Raw genomic sequence first — 20,132 nt, forward strand, 5'->3', positions numbered from 1 at the left:
TCGGAGAACGTTTTCCGGCGGTAGCCGCCTCCTGCGGGCGCACCCAGAGACTTCACCCCAGCACCACCGCACCACCGTTCCGCAGAGCAAAGGGGCTCGTCCGTTGGCCAGAAAGATCATCCTCGACTGCGACCCGGGGCATGACGACGCGATCGCCATGCTCCTGGCACACGGCAATCCCGATGTCGAGCTGGTCGCCGTGACGACCGTGGTCGGCAACGCGTCGGTCGAGAAGGTGACCCGCAACGCGCTGTCCGTGGCGCGGATCGCCGGGATCACCGGTGTGCCCTTCGCGGCCGGCTGCCCGCGTCCGCTGGTGCGGGACATCGAGACGGCGCCGGAGATCCACGGCGACACCGGTCTGGACGGCCCGGAGCTGCCCGAGCCCACCCTCGCACTGGACCGCCGGCACGCGGTGGACCTGATCATCGACACCGTGATGGCGCACGAGCCGGGCGAGATCACCATCGTGCCCACGGCCGGCCTGACCAACATCGCGCTGGCCGCGCGCAAGGAGCCGCGGATCGTCGAGCGGGTCCGCGAGGTCGTGCTGATGGGCGGCGGCTACCACGAGGGCAACTGGAGCGCGGTCGCCGAGTTCAACATCATCATCGACCCCGAAGCGGCACACATCGTCTTCAACGAGAAGTGGCCGGTCACCATGGTCGGGCTGGACCTCACGCACCAGGCGCTGGCCACCCCCGCGGTCGAGAAGAAGATCGCCGCGGTGGGCACCAAGCCGGCCACGTTCGTGCTGGAACTACTGGACTTCTTCCGCGAGGCCTACCGCGAGAACCAGGGCTTCGAGCACCCGCCGGTGCACGACCCGTGCGCGGTGGCGTACGTCATCGACCCGGACGTGATGACCGTGCGCCGGGCCCCGGTGGACGTGGAGCTGCGCGGTGCGCTGACCGTCGGGATGACCGTGACGGACTTCCGCGCGCCCGCACCGGACGACTGCACCACCCAGGTCGCGGTCAAGCTCGACCACGAGCGGTTCTGGAACCTGGTCGTGGACGCGCTGGAGCGGATCGGCGACGTAGCGGAATGAACGGCACGAACGGTACGAACGGCATGAACACCTCCACCACCCAGGCCACCCGGTCCACCGTCGAAGCGCGGGGCGGTGGCTCCGGCGTCCGCATCGGGGTGCTGGTCACCGCGCTGCTGGCAGCCTGCTTCGCGTTCCAGCTGAACGCCAGCATGCTCAGCCCGGCGCTGAAGAACATCGAGGACACCCTCGGTGCCAGCTCCGCCGAGATCGGCCTCACCCAGACCGCGTTCTTCACCTCCGCGGCCCTGTTCTCCCTGTTCCTCCCGCGGCTGGGCGACGTCATCGGCCGCCGCCGGGTGCTCACCGGGATGCTCGCCCTGATGGTCGTCGGCTGTGTGGTCGCTGCGCTCGCGACCAGCGTGCCGATGCTGTTCGCCGGCCGCGTCATCCAGGGCGTCAGCGGTCCGGTCGTCCCGCTGTGCCTGATCATGCTGCGGGTCGAGGTGCAGGAGCCGAAGCGGTACGGCACCCTGCTCGGCGTGATCACCGCGGTCAACGGCGGGATCGCCGGCGTGGACTCCCTGGCGGGCGGCTACCTCGCCGACAGCCACGGCTTCGGCTCGGTGTTCTGGGCGATGGCCGTCGTCGCGGCGCTGGCGGCCGTGCTCGTCGCCACCCTGACCCCGGAGTCCCGGGCGCCGGCTCCGGACGCGGCGGGCGGCCGCCGGATGGACTGGCCCGGTGTCGCCCTGCTCGTCGTCTCGGTCGGCTCGCTGCTGATCGCGCTGAACGAGGCGGGCAAGCTGGCCGCCGCGAACTGGCCGCTGATCGCCGTCCTGGTCGCGCTGGCCGCGGCCGCCTTCGGCCTCTTCTGGCGCACCGAGAACCGCAGCGGGCACCCGCTGGTCGCGACCAGGCACCTCAAGCAGCGCGCGACCTGGGCGACCCTGCTGACCACCGTGCTGACCATGACCGGCGTGTTCGCCGTGATGAACGGGCTGATCCCGGCGTTCGCGCAGGACGCGCAGGCCGGTCTCGGGATGAGCGCGGAGGCGTCCGCCTGGTGGACGCTGTCGCCGTACGCGCTGGCCGGTCTGGCCATGGGCCCGCTGGCCGGGCGGCTGGCCGCCACCTTCGGCTACGGACGGGTACTGCGGTGCGGCCTGGTCGGCTCGGTGGCGACGGTGGTGCTGATGCTGGCCACGATGCACAGCCACTCGCACGTCCTGCTGCTGGTGACCTCGATCCTGGTGGGCGTCGCCTACGCCGGCGTGGCCAACATCGTCCTCAACGGGCTCGGCATCGTGCTCTCCCCCCGCGAGAACCCGGGCTTCCTGCCCGGCCTGAACGCCGGTGCGTTCAACCTCGGCGCGGGGCTGAGCTTCGCGGTGCTCTACGCGGTCAAGACCGCCGCCACACCGGCCGATCCGGCGTCCGCCGGCGGCTACACCGCGGGCATGATCGCCGGTGTGGTCATCCTGGCGGCGGCGATCGCCACCTCGTTCCTGATCCCGAAGCCGGTGGCGGCCGAGGCCCAGGACTGAGGGCTCGCGGCGCGCCACCGGGGGATCCCCGGGCGGTTCACTCCGGCGTCGGCTCGTCCGTCCACCGCAGGATGGCGCCGAGCCCGCCGGAGGGCGCCCGTTCGGGATCGCGGACGATCACGACCTCGGCGCCGCTGGCCGCGGCCGACCGGATGAGCGCGTCGTCGGCCCGGGCGGCGGCCGGCCGCACCTCGCCGAGGTACTGCAACTCGGTGCCGCGCACGGCCAGTTGGTCGGCGCCCTCACCGACCCAGACCTGGCGTCCGGTGTCCGCGCCGTGCGGGTCGACCAGCAGGGTGTCGATCCGGTGTTCCCGGGCCGCCTCGACCAGCGCGGGGATGCCGGCCGCGGCGTGCGGGGCGCTCTTGCCGCCGGGGCCCTCGCCGGTACGGAAGCGGTCGGTGATCTCCACGACGTGCTGGCGTTCCTGTTCGGCCCGGACCTGGGCGATGTCCCGTTCCACCAGGTCGCTCTGGGAGCCGGCCGCGCGGCCGCCGTGTTCGCTCTCGTAGGTGATGCCGCGCAGCTGCTCCGGCAGCTTCTCGTGCACGAGGTGCCGCTCGCGGGCGTCGCCGATGAGGATGACGGCCTCCGCCCCGTGCTCCCGGGCGGTCCGGCTGATCGCGTCGGCGATCTCCGCGGCGTTCTGCTCCCAGGTGTTCTCCACCTTCGCCTGGAAGTGGGTTTCGGACCAGTCCGAGGACGTGGTGCGGTGGATGGGCCACTCGGCGCCGGTGACCTTGCCGGCGTCGTCCTCGGTGCCCTGCTGCCCCAGGACGGCGAGGTCCGCCCCGGTGCGGTCCAGCCGGACCACGAGGCAGACGGGGTCGTCGCCGATCGCGGCCAGGAAGGGCGCGATCCGGGGCACCGGCCCCCAGGCGGCGAAGGGCGTGGGCGGCGGCCCGGGCAGCGGCGCGTCGAGCACGACGTGGCCGTTGGTGGCGAACAGCACCCGCCCGGCGTGCGACTGCGGTTCCCCTTCGCGCCGCGTGACCAGGGCCTCGTGCACGGCGCCGCAGGTGGCCTCGTCCGCGCCGAGCGCGAAGAGCTGTGCGGTGGTCGCGCTCGCCGTCAACTCCTGTTGTTTTTCGGCGTCCTCGGTGCCGTGCGAAATATCGGCATAGACGGTTGCCCATGGGCCCGGCCGATCGATGACCGGTCGAAGGAGCGAGAGTCGCATGGCGCTGCCTCCTTGGGTTCTCCCGGTATGCGTGGGGCTTGTCTGCGGTTGGCTGCGTATGCGGTGGGACGCGTATGCGTCGGCTGCTGACTGGTGTGCGGTTGGCTGTCCTACGAATTCCCGATCTCCCAGGGCGTATGCATTGCGGTTCGACCCGGGATATGCCTCGGGCAGTCACCCAGCGTGCCGGCCCGGGTGAATTCCGTACAGGGGCTTGAATTGACCGCTCCGGGTTGTTAGGGCAGAAGGACCAGGGAAACTGGGAGAAACGCGTCGGGTCGGTAGGACTCGTCAGACCGGAGGCAGCGATGGTCATGGAACACGGAATGGACAAGACCGGCCCCGCCCGGGACGACATGATGAAGAAGCAGTTGCGCGGGCAACTGGCCGCGGAGCGCTCGCTGCGGACCGACGAGGAACACGAACTCCAGCCGGCGGGCGAGGACCAGCCGGTGCCGGCGTGGTCGCCCGCGAGCGACTACCGCGGCGGTACGCCGAGCGGGATGACCGAGCAGGACGTCGGACTGCGCTCCGAACTCGCCCAGCACCTCGGCCGGAGCCTGTATCCCGCCGACAAGAACACGATCATCGAGACGCTGCGGCGCAACCACGCGCCGGACCGGCTGGTGGAGCTGGCACAACGGCTGCCGGCCCACGACCGGTACGTCAACGTCCAGGCCATCGCCGAGGCCATCGGACTGCACACCGAGCACGTGCGGCGCTGACCCGGCCGTCCGCCTCCTGACGCTGCCGAGCGGCGCCGGGAGGCGGACAATTGGTGGCAGAGAGACCCGCCGCGGCCCGCGACGGGACGAGCGGACGGGAGAGGGAGGGCGGTCATGTCCGACGACGCGATGGGCGACGAGGTCTACCAGCCGCCCAGCTCCGACCCCCAGGACAACCCCAACGATCTGGACATGGAGGACGCCCTCGACGAGCCGGACCTCGACGCCATGCTGGACACCGGCTATTCGCCGCCCGAACGGCCCTTCGTGGTCAACCACGAGGGCACCACGGCACGGGAACTGCACGACCGCGAGTCGCTGGAGCACCGGCTGGCCGTGGAGGTGCCGGACGTGCTCCCGGTCGACGGCGACGGCATCGGCGATCTGCCGGGCGGCGTGGGCGAACCGGTGGATCTGGAGTGCGGCGAGGAGCGGGCCGGCCGGCTCGTGGGCACCGACGAGGGCTTCTGGCGCGGCGGCAGCGACGACATCGCCGCCCGGGACGTCGGCATCGACGGCGGTGCGGCGTCCGCCGAGGAGGCCGCGGTGCACATCGCCCGCGACAATGCGGGGGACGGGGAGCGGGAGGCATAGTCCCGGAATACGGCCCCGTGGTCGCGGAATGCCTTTCGCCGAACCTCTCGCCACGTCCGCCGTGGGATTTCAGGCGCCGCCGCCGCGAGCGGTCAGAAGATTTCCTCGGCGGTGGACCGGACGATACGGGCCTGCATATTGCGTTCCATCATGCGCAGCGCGGCCTCCGCGAGATCGCGGTGGATATGCGCGCAGGCGTCCTCGACGACGGTGACGCCGATGTGCCGGATATGGGCGTCGAGCGCCGAATAGAGCACGCATTGTTCGGTGACCTGGCCACAGAGCACGATGGTCTCGATGCCGTGCTGGCGCAGCAGGTATTCCAGCGGTGTCTGGTAGAAGATCGAGTGCCGCGCCTTCAGCACGAACAGTGATTTCTCGTCGGGCCGTACCGGCTCCACGAGATCGGCGTGCGGGCCGCTCAGCGCGGTGTCCAGGATCTCGTCGTGGTGCGAGCGCCACAGGCCGAAATTGTCGTTGACGTAGATGACCTCGGTGTCGCTCCCCCGGGCCCGTTCGAGCAGCGCGGTGAGCCGGGGCACCGTCGCGCGCACCGAGGGCAGCAGCAGTTCGGCGTCCTCGTGCTCGTAGGAGTTGAGCATGTCGATCACGATGAGTGCGGTGCCGGACATGGCGGAATCCCGGTCAGCCCCGGGCCGGGCGGGCGCACGCCCCGCTCATCGCGGGTTCCCCTGTTCCCCGGCCTCCTCCTCGGCGACCCGTTTGAGGGTGCGCCCGCTGCGGACGGACCGGGCCCGGCGGGCATCGGGGGTGCCGCGCCGTTCGGCCCGGTCGTCGTTCTCCTTGACCAGCAGCCAGGACTCCCGCTTCCCGGAGCCGTCGCCGCCGCGGAAGCGGGTGAGCGCATAGCCGCCGTGCAGTTTGCTGCCGTCGAGCCAGAAGGACGCGTGGCCCTGCTCCAGGGCTTCGGCGAACGTGCGGGTGCGCCCCTTCTTCCTCCCGGGCAGCGGACGGTAGCTGCCCTCGTCCCAGACGATGACGGTGCCCGCGCCGTACTCCCCGTCCGGGATGACGCCCTCGAACTCCCGGTACTCCAGCGGATGGTCCTCGGTGGGCATGGCCAGCCGCTTGTCCTGCGGATCGGTGGACGGGCCCTTCGGCACCGACCAGGACTTCAGGACGCCGTCGACCTCCAGCCGGAAGTCGAAGTGCAGGGTGCTGGCGTCGTGGATCTGCACCACGAAGCACGGGGTGTCGGTGTCCCCGGAGGAGGCGCCGGAGGAGGTCTGCCCGCCCTGCGGCTCGCGGGTCCGGTCGAAGTGCCGTTTGCCGCGGTACGTCGTCAGTCCGTTGCTGCCACTCACGGGTCCGCCCGCCTTTCCTCGGCTGCCGCCTCTCTCACTGTGGCGCGCGGCGGGCGGCACCGCACGTGCGGCCGGGGCCCGCCCCGCGGCCCTTCGAGTGCCCGGTTGGGTGAGTAACACGCCCGCCAAGGGGCACGCGAGGGCCGCAGGAGCGAGTTTGGATCCTGACCGCACGATGCGAGGTGCTTGGAGGAGCCATGGGCGTGGGGAGGCTGCTGCGTGACTGGCCCGTGTACCGGCAGCTGACCGGCGGCGATCCGCTGGGCCGCGGACGCGCCGCGATGTCCGCGCGCACGGAAGCGCTCCGGCCGCGGACCGAGACCGCCGACCGGGTGGTGAAGTCGGTCTGCCCGTACTGCGCGGTCGGCTGCGGCCAGCAGGTGTACGTCAAGGACGACCGGGTGGTCCAGATCGAGGGCGACCCGGATTCGCCGGTCAGCCGGGGCCGGCTGTGCCCCAAGGGCTCGGCGACGCTGCAGCTGACGACCGGGCCGTCCCGGCGCCATCAGGTCCTCTACCGCCGGCCGTACGGCACCGACTGGCAGCCGCTGGACCTGGACACGGCCATGGACATGATCGCCGAGCGGGTGATCGAGACCCGCCGGGACACCTGGCAGTGGGAGGCGGACGGCAAGCGGGTGGCCCGCACGCTCGGCATCGCCAGCCTGGGCGGCGCGACCCTCGACAACGAGGAGAACTACCTGATCAAGAAGCTGCTGACCGGGCTGGGCGTGGTCCAGGTGGAGAACCAGGCCCGGGTCTGCCACAGCTCGACGGTCGCGGGCCTGGGGACCTCGTTCGGGCGCGGCGGGGCGACCACCTTCATGCAGGACCTCCAGCACGCGGACTGCATCGTCATCGAGGGCTCGAACTTCGCCGAGGCGCATCCGGTGGGCTTCCAGTGGGTGATGGAGGCCAAGGCCCGGGGCGCCCGGATCATCCACGTCGATCCGCGCTTCACCCGGACCAGCGCGCTGTGCGATCTGCACGTGCCGATCCGGGCCGGCACCGACCTCGCCTTCCTGGGCGGGCTGATCCACCACGTCCTGTCCGAGGAGAAGGACTTCCGCGAGTACGTCCTCGCCTACACCAACGCCGCCACCCTGATCAGCGAGGACTTCCGCGACACCGAGGACCTCGGCGGCGTGTTCTCCGGCCTGGACGAGGAGGGGCGCTGCTACGACCCGTCGAGCTGGCAGTACGAGGGCACCGACGTCCAGGCCCCGGCCGGCGACGTCGAGCAGCTGCACGACCGCCGGCTGGAGGACCTCCGCGGGGCCTCCCACCACGCCCCCGGGCACGCCGAGACGCACGGCTCGGGCGGTCCGCAGGCCGCCGCCGAAGCGCCGCGGGACCCGACCCTGACCCACCCCCGGTGCGTCTACCAGATCCTCAAGCGGCACTACGCCCGCTACACCCCGGAGCTGGTCGAGCGGACCTGCGGGATCCCGCGCGAGACGTTCCGGCAGGTGTGCGACGCGCTGACCTCGAACTCCGGGCGGGAGCGGACCAGCGCCTTCGTCTACGCGGTCGGCTGGACCCAGCACGCGACCGGTTCCCAGTACATCCGGGCCGCGAGCGTCCTGCAGCTGCTGCTGGGCAACATCGGCCGTCCCGGCGGCGGTATCCAGGCGCTCCGCGGCCACGCCTCCATCCAGGGCTCCAGCGACATCCCCACGCTCTACAACCTGCTGCCCGGCTACCTGCCGATGCCGCACGCGCACACCCACGAGGACCTGGACACCTTCATCGCCGCGAGCCGCACCGACAAGGGCTTCTGGGGCGACATGCGGGCGTACTTCGTCAGTCTGCTCAAGGCGTACTACGGCGATGCCGCGACCCCGGAGAACGACTTCTGCTTCGACCACCTGCCGCGGCTGACCGGCTCGCACAGCACCTACGACACCGTGATGGCGCAGCTGGACGGCGTCTGCAAGGGCTACTTCCTGATGGGCGAGAACCCCGCCGTGGGCTCCGCCAACACCCGGCTGCAGCGGCTGGGCATGGCGAACCTCGACTGGCTGGTGGTCCACGACTTCTCGCTCATCGAGTCGGCGACCTGGTGGCAGGACGGGCCCGAGATCGAGAGCGGCGAACTCGCCACCGAGGACATCGGGACCGAGGTGTTCTTCCTGCCGGCCGCCTCGCACACCGAGAAGTCCGGGTCGTTCACCAACACCAACCGCTGGCTGCAGTGGCACCACGCCGCCGTCGAGCCGGACGGCGACGCCCGCAGCGACCTGTGGTTCATGTACCACCTGGGCCGGCGCATCAAGGAGAAGCTGGCCGCGTCCACCGATCCGCGGGACCGCATGGTGCAGGACCTGACCTGGGACTATCCGGTCGAGGGCGATCACCGGGAGCCGATCGCCGCCGCCGTCCTCGCCGAGATCAACGGGCAGGGCCCGGACGGCGCCCCGCTGCGTGCCTACACCGAGCTGAAGGACGACGGCTCGACCCGCTGCGGCTGCTGGATCTACTGCGGGGTCTACGCGGACGGCGTCAACCAGGCGGCCCGCCGCACCCCGCACACCGAGCAGGACTGGGTCGCCGCCGAGTGGGCCTGGGCCTGGCCGGCGAACCGCCGGATCCTCTACAACCGGGCGTCGGCCGCCCCCGACGGCACGCCCTGGAGCGACCGCAAGGCGTATGTGTGGTGGGACGCCGACGCGGGCCGCTGGACCGGCCACGACGTGCCGGACTTCGTGCCCGACCGGGCGCCGGACCACGTACCGCCGCCCGGGGCGAGGGGGCCCGACGCGCTGCGCGGCGACGACCCGTTCATCATGCAGGCGGACGGCAAGGGCTGGCTGTTCGCCCCGTCCGGGCTGCTCGACGGGCCGCTGCCGACCCATTACGAGCCGCAGGACTCGCCGTTCGGCAACGCGCTCTACCCCGACCGACCACGCTCCCCCACCCAGCAGCGCTACGTCCGGGAGGGCAACCGCTACCACCCCAGCGGCGACGAGCCGGGCGCCGAGGTCTTCCCGTACGTCCTGACCACCCACCGGCTGACCGAGCACTTCACGGCGGGCGGGATGAGCCGCTGGTCGTCCCATCTCGCCGAGCTGCAGCCGGAGTTGTTCTGCGAGGTGTCCCCGCGGCTGGCCGCCGAGCGCGGGCTGACGCACAACGGCTGGGCGACGATCGTCACCGCCCGGAACGCCATCGAGGCGCGGGTGGCGGTCACCGACCGGATCAGGACGCTGACCGTGCACGGCCGCGAGGTGCACCAGATCGGGCTGCCGTTCCACTGGGGCCCCAACGGGGTGGTCACCGGCGACGCGGCCAACGAGCTGATGGCGATCGTGCTGGACCCCAACTCGCACATCCAGGAGGACAAGGCACTCACCGCCGACATCCGCCCGGGCCGCCGGCCGCGCGGGCCCGCCCTGCCGCGCCTGGTGGCGGAGTACCGGCGGCGTGCGGGCATCACCGAGCACACCGGAGAGGACCGAAGGCCATGACCGACAGCCTGCTCAGCGGCCCTGAGCCGGATCCGGCCGGGGATGCCGGACACACCGGTGCCCCGCCCCGGGTGGGGTTCTTCACCGACACCTCCGTCTGCATCGGCTGCAAGGCGTGCGAGGTGGCGTGCAAGGAGTGGAACGCCCTCCCGGAGGACGGGCTGACGCTCACCGGCATGTCGTACGACAACACCGCCGGGCTCGGGGCGTCCACCTGGCGGCACGTGGCCTTCATCGAGCAGTCGGCGCCGCATCCGCCGGTGCCCGCGCCGGAGGGCCGCACGGTGCTGCCGCTCGCCGGGGACGCGGACCAGTCGGCCGGCGGCGAGCTGCGCTGGCTGATGTCCTCCGACGTCTGCAAGCACTGCACCCACGCCGCCTGCCTCGACGTCTGCCCGACCGGCTCGCTGTTCCGCACCGAGTTCGGGACCGTGGTGGTGCAGGAGGACATCTGCAACGGCTGCGGCTACTGCGTCCCGGCCTGTCCCTACGGCGTGATCGAGCAACGCCCGTCCGACGGCCGGGCGTTCAAGTGCACGCTCTGCTACGACCGGCTCGGCGCAGGACAGGAACCGGCCTGCGCCAAGGCCTGCCCGACCGAGTCGATCCAGTTCGGCCCGCTCGACGAGCTGCGCGAACGCGCGGCGCTGCGGGTGGACCAGCTGCATGCGGCCGGGGTGGACCAGGCCCGCCTCTACGGCCACGACCCGGCGGACGGGGTCGGCGGCGACGGGGCGTTCTTCCTGCTGCTGGACGAGCCGGAGGTCTACGGGCTGCCGCCGGACCCGCAGGTCACCACCCGGGACCTGCCCGCGATGTGGAAGCACGCCGGCGCGGCGGCGCTGTCGATGGCCGGCGGTTTCGCGCTGTCCTTCGCGCTGCCCGCCGTGCTGCGAGGAAGGGGGCGGCGATGACCCGGCCCGAGAGGCCGGGCGACCGGCGCGCACGGCGGTCCCGCAAGGGCGAGGAACTCATGGTCCCGCGCGCCGAGTTCGACTCCTACTACGGCCGTCCGGTCATCAAGGCACCCTCCTGGTCGGCCCGGGACATCGCCGGATACTTCTTCCTCGGCGGCCTGGCGGGCGCCGGCTCGGTGCTCGCCGCGGGCGCCCAGCTGACCGGCCGGACCACGCTGGCGAGGGGGATGAAGGTCTCGTCGCTGGCGGCCGTCTCGCTGTCCACAGCGGCGCTCGTCCACGACCTCGGCCGGCCCGCCCGGTTCGGCAACATGCTGCGCGTCATCAAGCCGACCTCGCCGATGAGCGTCGGTTCCTGGCTGCTCAGCGGCTACGGGCCGGCGGCCGGGGTGGCGGCGGTGTGCGCGGTCGGCGGGCGGCTGCCGCGGGCCGGCGCCGCCGCCACCGCGGCCGCCGCGGCGCTGGGGCCGGCCGTGGCCACGTACACCGCCGTGCTCGCGGCGGACACCGCGGTGCCGGCCTGGCACGGCGCACACCGCGAACTGCCCTATCTCTTCGCGGCCTCCGCGACCGCCGCGGCGTCCGGCATGGCACTGGTGCTGGCGCCGCTCCACGAGACCGCGCCCGTACGCTGCGCCGCCGTACTGGCCGCCGCTGCCGATGCGGCGGCGTCCCGGGCGGCGAAGCGGCGGCTGGGGATGGTGGCGGAGACCTACCGGGAGGGCCGGGCCGGGCGGCTGCTGCACGGCGCGGAACTGCTGCTCGGCGCCGGGGCGGTGACCGCGGCGCTCGCCGCCCGCCGCTCCCGGGCGGCGGCCGTCGCCGCCGGGCTGGCGCTGCTGGCCGGGTCGGCGTGCACCCGGTTCGGCGTCTTCGCGGCCGGGATCGCCTCCGCCGAGGACCCGGCGTACACCGTCGTCCCCCAGCGCGCCACGAAGGAACCGTCCGGCGGACCGGGACCGGGCCCGGCCACCGCCCGCCCGGACGGCCGGGAAACACCGCAATCGACAGACTGACCGTCCTCGACCGCAGGAGTCCACGTGCATCGACGTCGTCCTCGGATCGTGATCGTCGGAGCCGGTTTCGCCGGCTACGAATGTGCCCGCACCCTCTCCCGGACGGCCAAGGGAGCCGCCGAGATCGTGCTGCTCAACCCCCATGACTACTTCCTCTACGTGCCGCTGCTGCCGGAGGTGGCGGCCGGGATCCTGGAGCCGCGCCGGATCTCGGTGTCGCTGACCGGGACCCTGCCGGGCGTCCGGCTCGTCCTCGGGCAGGCCCACGACGTGGACCTGGACGCCCGCCGGGTGGCGTACACCGACCCGGAGGACCGGGAGGGCACGCTGGACTACGACCGGCTGGTGCTCACCGTCGGCAGCGTCAACAAGCTGCTGCCCATCCCCGGTGTCGCCGAGCACGCCCACGGCTTCCGCGGGATGCCCGAGGCGCTCTACCTGCGCGACCACATCACCCGCCAGTGCGAACTGGCCGGGGCGGCCGAGGACCCGGACGAACGGGCCGCCAGGACCACCTTCGTGGTCGTCGGGGCGGGTTACACCGGTACCGAAGTCGCCGCCCACGGCGTGCTGTTCACCGATGCCCTGGCCCGGCAGAACACCGGGCTGCGGGACGGTCCGCGGCCGCGCTGGCTGCTGCTGGACATCGCCGACCGGCTGCTGCCGGAGCTCGACGAGCGGCTCTCACGGACCGCCGAGCGGGTGCTGCGCGGCCGCGGGGTGGACGTCCGTACCGGCACGTCGGTCAAGGAGGCCACCCCGGACGGGGTGCTGCTGGACGACGGCGAGTTCATCGACAGCCGCAGCCTGATCTGGTGCGTCGGCGTCCGCCCGGACCCGCTGGTGGCCTCGATGGGGCTGCCCACCGACCGGGGGCGGCTGTGCGTCGACGAGTACCTGGGCGTGCCCGGCCGGCCGGAGGTGTTCGCCTGCGGTGACGCCGCGGCCGTACCGGACCTGACCCGTCCGGGCAAGGTGACGCCGATGACCGCCCAGCACGCCCAGCGGCAGGGCAAGGTCGCGGCGCGCAACGTGGCGGCGTCCTGCGGCCACGGCACGGCGCGCGCCTACGAACACCACGACCTGGGGTTCATGGTCGACCTGGGCGGCGTCCAGGCCGCCGCGAATCCGCTGCACGTCCCGCTGTCCGGTCCGCTCGCCAGTGCCGTCACCCGCGGCTACCACTTGATGGCGATGCCCGGGAACCGGGTGCGGGTGGCCGCCGACTGGCTCCTGGACGCGGTGCTGCCCCGCCAGGGCGTCCAGCTCGGCCTGGTGCGGTCCTGGTCGGTGCCGTTGGACACCGAGACACCGGAGGTGGCCCGGGTGCCGCGCTAGGGCCGGTCCTCGCGACCGGCCCGGGATCCGGCGTCCGGCCCGCGCTGGGATGCGATCACCGCCGATCGGTCGTGCCATGGAGAGGACCAGGCCCCTGGCACGTCCGGTGCGAAGAGGTGCGATCCATGGCACGACCGGTATGGAGCGGTTCGCTGACCTTCGGGCTGGTCACGCTGCCGGTACGGCTGTACACCGCCACGGACAGCCACACTCTGCACTTCCACCAGGTCCAGCGCGGCACCGCCGACCGGATCCGCAACCAGCGGGTCAACGAGCGCACCGGCGAGGAGGTCGCCGCCGACGACATCGTCAAGGGCCTGGACGCCGGGGACGCCTACGTCCTGGTGGAGCCGGAGGAGCTGGCGGACATCGCCCCGGGACGGTCCAGGGCGCTGGAGATCAGCGGTTTCGTCGAGCTGGCGGAGGTCGAGCCGGTCTTCTTCGACCGGACCTACTACCTGGGTCCCGGCGGCAAGGAGTACGCCAAGGTCTACGCGCTGCTGCAGCGGGCCCTGGACCGGTCGGGGAAGGCCGGGATCGCCACGTTCGTCATGCGCAACCGGGAGTACCTGGTCGCGGTCAAGGCCGAGGACGACGTCCTCGCGCTGCACACGCTGCACTGGGCGGACGAGGTGCGCGACCCGCACCGGGAGGTGCCGGACCTGCCCGGGCGGACGAAACCCGCCGAGAAGGAACTGAAGACCGCGCTCCAGCTGATCGAGGCCCTGGCCATCCCGTGGAATCCCGAGGACTACCGCGACACCTATCAGGAACGCGTGCGCAAGCTCGCTACGGCGAAGAGCAAGGGCGAGACGGTGGAGAAGGCGGCCGAGGCGCCGGAATCCACCAATGTCATCGATCTGATGGACGTCCTCAACGCCAGCTTGAACACCGCACAGGGCGAACGGAAGGCCACGAAGGCGAAGGGCGCAAAACGCCGTACGCAGCGCTCCGACCTGGAAGGGCGCAGCAAGTCGGAGCTCTATGAACTCGCCACCGAGGCCGGTATTCCCGGCCGTTCGTCGATGAACCGGGGTGACCTCATCAAGGCCCTCACCGCGTAATACCGGCGCTTGTTCGGGCAGGTGCCGGGTATCCGCCCGGAATGGAGACGCTGACCGTGGAAACGACGCATCTGTCCGCGCACCTCGCCGCCGGTCACGGGACGAGCGGCGCACTGCTCACGATCGTCGGGGTCCTCGTCGTCGCCCTGCTGCTCGCGGCGTTCGTGTGGGGCCGGCGCATCAGGAAGCGCGAGCCGGGCCCGCCCCACCCCGAGTCGCAGCCACGGCTGCCGCACGGCGGGCCGGTGGGCGACGTCGTGGAGCGCCGCGAGCCCGATGAACTCCCCCGGACCGACCACCGGCGCACACCGCACGAGCTGAAGGGCAACGGCATCGAGTCCCGGCGCCGCGAGTAGGCACGGCCCGGCAATCGGCACGCGTGACCAGCCCCGGCCGCTCCGAAGGAGGCGCACCCATGACCGCGGACCGCAGAGCCGCCCTGTTCGACATGGACGGCACCCTCGTCGACAGCACCTATCTGCACGCCGTCACCTGGTGGGAGGCGTTCCGCCAGGCCGGCCACCGGGTGCCGACGGCCGCCATCCACCGCACCGTCGGCATGGGCGCCGACCATCTCATCGGCCATCTGCTGGGCCCGGACCGGGACCGCGAGGGCGATGCCGCGATCAGCGCGGCGCACAAGACGCTCTTCGCCGAGTACTGGTCCCGGCTGGCGCCGCTGGAGGGCGCCGCCGAGCTGCTGCGGGCCTGCGCCGGGCGCGGCTGGACGGTGGTGCTAGCCAGTTCGGCGGGCGGCGGCGAACTGAGCGCCATGCGCGCCGCGCTGGACGCCGAGGACGCGCTCACCGCGGTCACCGGCGCGGACGACGTCGAGTCCAGCAAACCCTCCCCCGACCTCGTCGAACAGGCGCTGGCGCAGGCCGGCACCGAGCCCGGCCGGGCGGTTTTCGTCGGGGACACGGTCTGGGACATGAAGGCCGGTGCCCGGGCCGGGGTGCCCTGTGTGGGCGTGCTCAGCGGCGGCTACGGCCGCAGCGAGCTGCTGGACGCCGGTGCGCGGGAGGTCTACGAAGGACCGGCCGCGCTGCTGGCCCGGCTGGACTCGTCCCTGCTCAAGTGACCGGACCCGTCGCTTGAACGACGGAAAGGGCCGGGCGGGTGAAATTGCCGGGCCGGCCGGCGGCATGGCGGTCTCCGCCCGTGGCGGCCCATCGAGTATCCAGGAGCCATGTCCCTTCGTCATCCCGTGAACCGCGGCGGTAAGGAACGGGGGCGGTTCGCCGAACTGGCCGAAAAGGCCTCGCATTTCACCAGTTCCCCGCTCTTCTTCGTGCTCTGCCTCATCCTGATCGCCCTGTTCCTCGCCGTTCACCTCGCCCATCTGTCACTGGCGTGGCAACTGCTGGCGGGGGATTTCATGACCGCGGTGACGCTGCTTCTCCTCGCCCTGCTCAAGAACTCCGAGCTGCGGGCCGAACACGCGATCCAGCGGAAACTCGACGCTCTGGCGGCCGCGCTGCTGGAATCCCGCGAGGGCGAGGGCGGAAAGGCCGCGGAGGACCTGAGGAAGGCGATCCGATTGGAGGAGGAAACCTAAGCATGGACCTCAAGAAGAGCCCGGTCGCCCGGGCCTGGCGCGGCCGGCGCCGGTCCGCCGCGCCCGCCGTGTCGCGCCGGCCGATGGACGTCGACGACGCCAACCGCCGGTTCCTGCTGTACGGCGTGATGCCGCTGTGGCTGGTCCCGGCGGTGGCGGACTGGGCCATGCACCGGCGCACCCGCATCGAGGACACCACCGGGGTGCGGGAATCGGCGGTGCACGCGCTGATGATGACCGAGGCCGGGGTGCCGGTCGCGATGGGCCTGCTGGCCAAGATCAATCCGCTGGTCCTGACGGTGATGGGCGGTGCCGCGCTGGCGCACGCCGCCACCGCCCTGTGGGACGTCGGCCTGGCGGACGGCGAGCGCGAGCTGCACCCGGTCGAGCAGCACATCCACAGCTTCCTGGAGGTCCTGCCGCTGACCGCGCTGGCGTTCCTGTGCACGCTCCACTCCGACCAGGCCCGGGCCACGCTGCGCGGCGGCCGCAGGCCCGACGACTGGAAGCTGCTGCCCAAGGAGAACCCGCTGTCCGCCCGCTATCTGGCCGGCATCGGCCTCGGCATCGGCGCCTGCATCGTGCTGCCGTACGCCGAAGAGATGACCCGGTGCGTCAAGGCGGCCCGGCTCCGGCGCGGCCGGTGAGCGCGGTCCAGGGGCGGCGGCCCGGCGGCGGGGGGCCGCTGCCGCTCCCGCCGGCGCGGATCGTCGCTCCCGAGATCGACGGGCCCGAGGACGTGGTGGCCGACGCCGACGGCAACGTCCTGACGGGGGCCGCGGACGGCACGATCTGGCGGGTGCGGCTGCCGGAGGCGGGTGCGGCCGACCGGGCGGCGCGGTCGGCCCGGGCGGAGGTCGTGGGCCACACCGGCGGCCGGCCGCTCGGTCTGCATCCGCTCCCCGGTGGCGAGCTGCTCGTCTGCGACGCCTACCGGGGGCTGCTGCAGCTCACGACCGGGGACGGGACGGTCCGGGTGCTGGCCGACGAGGTGGCCGGCGAGCCGCTGCGGTTCTGCAGCAACGTCACCGCGGCGCCGGACGGCACGGTCTACTTCACCGTCTCCAGCCGCCGCTACGGCCTGGACGAGTGGCCCGGCGACATCGTGGAGCACCTCGGGACGGGCCGGCTGCTGCGGCTGCGGCCCGGCGGCACGCCCGAAGTCCTGCTGTCGGGGCTGCAGTTCGCCAACGGTGTGGCGCTGGCGCCGGACGGGTCGTTCCTCCTCGTGGCCGAGACCGGAGCCCGCCGGCTGCGCCGTTACCGGCTCACCGGGCCGCGGGCCGGCCACTCCGAGCTCCTGGCCGCGGACCTGCCCGGCCACCCCGACAACATCTCCCTCGCCGACGACGGCGTCTTCTGGGTGGCCCTCGCCGGGCCGCGCCAACCGGCCCTGGAGCTGGTGCACGCCCTCCCCCACCCGGTGCGGCGGGCGGCCTGGCGGACGATGCGGCGGGTACGTCCGATCCCGCCGCCGCATCCGACCGTACGGGTGCTGGGCATCCGCCCGGACGGGCAACGGGTGTGGGACCTGCGGGCCGCCAGGTCGCCGTACCGGATGGTCACCGCGGTCTGCCGTACGGGCAGCCGGCTGGTCCTGGCCAGCGTCGCCCACCGCGGTATGGCGGTGTGCGCGCTGCCCGGCGCGGAGTCGCTGACCGGGCACTGAAACGGCCGCGGCAGCCGTCGGCCGGGGGGCGTCCTCGCATGGCGCCCACCCGGCATGACTGCCGCGGACCGGGCCTACCGGACCCGCTCGACCGTTTCCTCCTCCTCGTCGGGGAGTTTCACATCGCTCACCGCGATGTTGACCTCCACGACCTCGAGACCGGTCATCCGCTCGACCGTGGCGATGACCTGTTCGCGGACCGCTTGGGCGACGTCCGGGATCACTTCGCCGTACTCGGCGATGATGTCGAGGTCGATGGCGGTCTGCTTCTCGCCGACCTCGACCTTGACCCCGTGCGTGCCGCCCGACCCTCCGCCGGGCACCCGCCTGCGCAGCTCGCCGACGGACCGCGCGAGCCCGCTGCCCAGGGCGTGCACACCGACCACATCACCGGCCGTCAGGTAAGCGATCTTCGTCACCACGCCGTCGGCGATGGTCGTGCGTCCGAGGGTCCCGGCGTTCCGCGACCCGTGCTCGGTGACCTCGGTCATCCCGTTCACCCCTCGCTCCGTGGCCTGTGCTTCGTGCCGTGTGCTCCGAACGGAGCACAGCGTCGGCCCTCTCTTCACGCTAGAGCCCGGCAGATGAGGCCGCCTCTCCTCCTTTGCCGACCCGGCAACCGGAATTGTCGGCCGGGTGGCCCCGCTCCACGCTCGACGGCAACCGGACGTCCGGCCACCGCGGCGGCGACCTCCCGTTCGGCAGCGGACGCACCGGCGGCCGCGTCCCGTGGGACGCGGCCGCCGGGGTCGTCTCACGGGGTCAGGCGGCCCCGCCGGCCCGGCGGCGGCGCAGCACCAGGGCGGTGGCCGTCACCCCGCCCGCCACCACCGCGGCGCCGATCGCGGCCGGCAGCAGGGGGAAGGCGGACTCGGTGGTCGCGGCCGTGTCCTGCACGGCCGGGCCCGGGTCGATGGTGGCCGCCATCGGGGCGATGTGCCGCACCGGGCCGACGGACCTGACCGAGCCGTCCTTGTTGAGCAGCACCTGCTTGTTGTTGGGGTGCCGGAAGTCGAACATGTTCTTCAGCGAGCCGGCCCGGCTGTCGAAGGCGGCGTCGCCGATCCGGCCGGTGTGCCAGTTGTCCTCGATGAACTTGATGATCGAGGTCTGCTCGGTGCGGGTGTGGTCGATCGTGTTGACCTTGCTGTACGGCGAGACCACCAGCAGCGGCTGCCGGGTGCCGGGGCCGCAGCGGTCCGCATAGCCGCCGGCGGCCGCGGGACCCGCCTGGCAGGCCGGGCTGTCGGTGGCCTTGCCGTTGGAGTCGGTCGAGGTGTCCTTCGAGCCGTTGCGCGGCTTGGCGTAGGCGTGGTCGTACCAGCCGTCGGAGTCGTCGTAGGCGATGACGACGGCGGTGTCCTTCCACTGCGGCGACTGCTGGATGCGGTTGATCCGGTCGACGAGGAAGTGCTGTTCGTCGATCGGGTCGGAGTAGGCGGCGTGCGCGTCCTGGTACTCGGGGGCCTTGACGAAGCTGACCGCGGGCAGCTTGCCCGCCTTCAGCACGGCGTCGAAGTCGGTCAGGTCGTAGTTGTGGTTGGCCGGTCCGGCGTGGCCGATCTCGTCGACGCTCTTGGGCGGCAGGTGGTGCGGGTTCGCCGTGGACCGGTAGTACTGGAACGGCGCGTGGTGCGGGCTGTAGTCGACGACCGCCGCGCCCCCGACGTTGGAGTGCGTGGTGCCGCCGCACTTCGCGTAGTGGCCGTCCTGGCCGTCCCACGCGGTGCTGGGGCGGAAGCCGCCCTGGAACCAGCCCCAGCTGACGTGCCGCGCGGTGAGCAGGTCGCCGATGTTGCGGCCCTGCATCGCGGCGAGCGCGTTCTTGCCGGTGTGGTCCTTGTTGGAGCAGTCGTCGTACGCCGGGTCGGGGTCGCTGATGATCGTGCCGACGCCGTGCGCGTCGGGCGAGTGCACGGCGTGCGGGTCGGGCTTGTCGGTCTGCCGCGGGTTTTCCGTGCTGGAGGCCGGGTCCATGGAGACGACGCCGTGCGTCTGCCCGGAGACCAGGTTGAGGGCGCCCGGGGTGGAGGGGCCGTAAGTGGTGCTGAAGGAGCGGTCGTTGAGGGCGTAGTGCTGGGCGTAGTTCCACAGCCCGGTGACGGTGTTGCCGTCGTAGTAGTCCATCACCAGTCCGGGCTCGCCGAAGAGGCCGCCGGAGCACTTGCCCGAGTCGGTGTTCTGGACGAACCGGTCGGCCTTGCCGCCGTTGTAGGCGTACTGCTCGGGCCCGTAGTCGTGGTTCTGGTCGCAGGTCATGGCCTGCTGCGGGGTCAGCCGCTTGGGGGCGTACTGGTTGGGGTTGTGCTTGAGCAGACCCGCGGTGCGCAGGTTGTCGATGTCCCGGGGCGTGCGCGGGGACGGCGTGAAGCGGGTGCCGTCGGTGTTCGCGGCCTTGGGGTAGGTCGCGAAGTAGTGGTCGAACGAGATGTTCTCGTCGAAGAGCACGACCACATGCTTGATGGGGGTGGCCGTTCGGGAGGGGGTGGGCTGGTGCCCGGCGGCCCAGGTCGGCGCCGTGGTGCCCAGGACGGTGAGGGCCGCGGCGCCCACGAGGGCCCCCAGGCTCCTTATCGCCGGTCGTCTTCCCCTGCTTGCCATGCTCGTTCACCCTCCGGACGGGGACGTGGTCGTGCTGTACGCCCGGATGCTCGGCCGGGCGGGCAGCGGCTCGGCAGAGCCATGATGACGGGCGGGTGAACACTCAGTCAGGTAAGCCGGGCCAAAGCTTGACCGGGTGT

At 72.3% G+C, this 20,132-nt stretch carries 19 protein-coding genes; 14 read left to right on the top strand and 5 right to left on the bottom strand.

Annotated features, from left to right (window positions below):
- Window positions 1–103 precede the first annotated feature (103 nt).
- Window positions 104–1,051, top strand: a complete 948-nt coding sequence (locus tag AB0E02_RS18915; protein WP_362140757.1) for a nucleoside hydrolase — start codon at window positions 104–106, stop codon at window positions 1,049–1,051.
- Window positions 1,052–1,074: 23 nt separating this feature from the next.
- On the top strand, window positions 1,075–2,538 hold the full coding sequence (locus AB0E02_RS18920) for an MFS transporter (RefSeq protein ID WP_362140882.1): 1,464 nt from the start codon (window positions 1,075–1,077) through the stop codon (window positions 2,536–2,538).
- A gap of 37 nt (window positions 2,539–2,575) precedes the next feature.
- Here AB0E02_RS18920 and AB0E02_RS18925 read toward each other — a convergent pair whose 3' ends face one another.
- On the bottom strand, window positions 2,576–3,718 hold the full coding sequence (locus AB0E02_RS18925) for a Vms1/Ankzf1 family peptidyl-tRNA hydrolase (protein ID WP_362140759.1): 1,143 nt from the start codon (window positions 3,716–3,718) through the stop codon (window positions 2,576–2,578).
- A gap of 308 nt (window positions 3,719–4,026) precedes the next feature.
- Here AB0E02_RS18925 and AB0E02_RS18930 point away from each other — a divergent pair, with 308 nt between their 5' ends.
- Together AB0E02_RS18930 and AB0E02_RS18935 are read left to right on the top strand one after the other, a co-directional pair.
- Window positions 4,027–4,443: a DUF2795 domain-containing protein gene (locus tag AB0E02_RS18930; protein ID WP_030412664.1), complete on the top strand. Its 417-nt coding sequence runs from the start codon at window positions 4,027–4,029 to the stop codon at window positions 4,441–4,443.
- 114 nt (window positions 4,444–4,557) lie between these two features.
- A complete protein-coding gene (locus AB0E02_RS18935) occupies window positions 4,558–5,037 on the top strand; it encodes a DUF5709 domain-containing protein (RefSeq protein ID WP_362140761.1) in 480 nt (159 codons plus the stop codon).
- A gap of 92 nt (window positions 5,038–5,129) precedes the next feature.
- On the opposite strand, the gene AB0E02_RS18940 is transcribed toward AB0E02_RS18935, so the two are convergent.
- Together AB0E02_RS18940 and AB0E02_RS18945 are read right to left on the bottom strand one after the other, a co-directional pair.
- Complete coding sequence (locus AB0E02_RS18940) at window positions 5,130–5,669, bottom strand: isochorismatase family cysteine hydrolase (RefSeq protein WP_362140763.1); 540 nt, start codon at window positions 5,667–5,669, stop codon at window positions 5,130–5,132.
- A 45-nt stretch (window positions 5,670–5,714) separates the two neighbouring features.
- The gene (locus tag AB0E02_RS18945) at window positions 5,715–6,362 is read right to left on the bottom strand and encodes a DNA polymerase ligase N-terminal domain-containing protein (protein WP_362140765.1); all 648 of its coding nucleotides are present in this window, start codon (window positions 6,360–6,362) and stop codon (window positions 5,715–5,717) included.
- A 197-nt stretch (window positions 6,363–6,559) separates the two neighbouring features.
- Between AB0E02_RS18945 and fdh the strand changes: the two genes are divergently transcribed.
- The 10 genes from fdh (at window position 6,560) to AB0E02_RS18995 (ending at window position 17,391) form a co-directional block, all read left to right on the top strand.
- Window positions 6,560–9,829, top strand: a complete 3,270-nt coding sequence (gene fdh, locus AB0E02_RS18950; RefSeq protein WP_362140767.1) for a formate dehydrogenase — start codon at window positions 6,560–6,562, stop codon at window positions 9,827–9,829.
- Window positions 9,826–10,743 (top strand): 4Fe-4S dicluster domain-containing protein, encoded by a 918-nt coding sequence (locus tag AB0E02_RS18955; protein WP_362140769.1) that lies wholly within the window; start codon window positions 9,826–9,828, stop codon window positions 10,741–10,743. Before fdh ends, AB0E02_RS18955 begins: the two co-directional genes overlap by 4 nt.
- On the top strand, window positions 10,740–11,762 hold the full coding sequence (nrfD, locus tag AB0E02_RS18960) for an NrfD/PsrC family molybdoenzyme membrane anchor subunit (RefSeq protein WP_362140771.1): 1,023 nt from the start codon (window positions 10,740–10,742) through the stop codon (window positions 11,760–11,762). Before AB0E02_RS18955 ends, nrfD begins: the two co-directional genes overlap by 4 nt.
- A gap of 48 nt (window positions 11,763–11,810) precedes the next feature.
- Entirely contained in the window at window positions 11,811–13,100 is a 1,290-nt protein-coding gene (locus AB0E02_RS18965; protein WP_362140883.1) for an NAD(P)/FAD-dependent oxidoreductase, read from the top strand.
- A gap of 125 nt (window positions 13,101–13,225) precedes the next feature.
- Window positions 13,226–14,164, top strand: a complete 939-nt coding sequence (locus AB0E02_RS18970; protein ID WP_362140773.1) for a Ku protein — start codon at window positions 13,226–13,228, stop codon at window positions 14,162–14,164.
- Window positions 14,165–14,205: 41 nt separating this feature from the next.
- The gene (locus AB0E02_RS18975; protein ID WP_362140775.1) at window positions 14,206–14,520 is read left to right on the top strand and encodes a DUF6479 family protein; all 315 of its coding nucleotides are present in this window, start codon (window positions 14,206–14,208) and stop codon (window positions 14,518–14,520) included.
- Between the two features lie 59 nt (window positions 14,521–14,579).
- Window positions 14,580–15,245, top strand: a complete 666-nt coding sequence (locus tag AB0E02_RS18980) for an HAD family hydrolase (protein ID WP_362140777.1) — start codon at window positions 14,580–14,582, stop codon at window positions 15,243–15,245.
- 108 nt (window positions 15,246–15,353) lie between these two features.
- Entirely contained in the window at window positions 15,354–15,722 is a 369-nt protein-coding gene (locus AB0E02_RS18985) for a low affinity iron permease family protein (protein ID WP_362140778.1), read from the top strand.
- 2 nt (window positions 15,723–15,724) lie between these two features.
- The gene (locus tag AB0E02_RS18990; RefSeq protein WP_362140780.1) at window positions 15,725–16,369 is read left to right on the top strand and encodes a diguanylate cyclase; all 645 of its coding nucleotides are present in this window, start codon (window positions 15,725–15,727) and stop codon (window positions 16,367–16,369) included.
- Between the two features lie 38 nt (window positions 16,370–16,407).
- Window positions 16,408–17,391, top strand: a complete 984-nt coding sequence (locus AB0E02_RS18995; protein WP_362140885.1) for an SMP-30/gluconolactonase/LRE family protein — start codon at window positions 16,408–16,410, stop codon at window positions 17,389–17,391.
- 74 nt (window positions 17,392–17,465) lie between these two features.
- Here the strand turns inward: AB0E02_RS18995 and AB0E02_RS19000 are convergent, their stop codons facing one another.
- Window positions 17,466–17,882 (bottom strand): Asp23/Gls24 family envelope stress response protein, encoded by a 417-nt coding sequence (locus AB0E02_RS19000; RefSeq protein ID WP_310726277.1) that lies wholly within the window; start codon window positions 17,880–17,882, stop codon window positions 17,466–17,468.
- 271 nt (window positions 17,883–18,153) lie between these two features.
- Window positions 18,154–19,992, bottom strand: coding sequence for an alkaline phosphatase family protein (locus tag AB0E02_RS19005; protein WP_362140782.1), 1,839 nt, complete (start codon window positions 19,990–19,992; stop codon window positions 18,154–18,156).
- Window positions 19,993–20,132 lie beyond the last annotated feature (140 nt).

The organism is Streptomyces sp. NPDC048196 (assembly GCF_040652715.1).
GTDB classification, from domain to species: domain Bacteria; phylum Actinomycetota; class Actinomycetes; order Streptomycetales; family Streptomycetaceae; genus Streptomyces; species Streptomyces siderophoricus.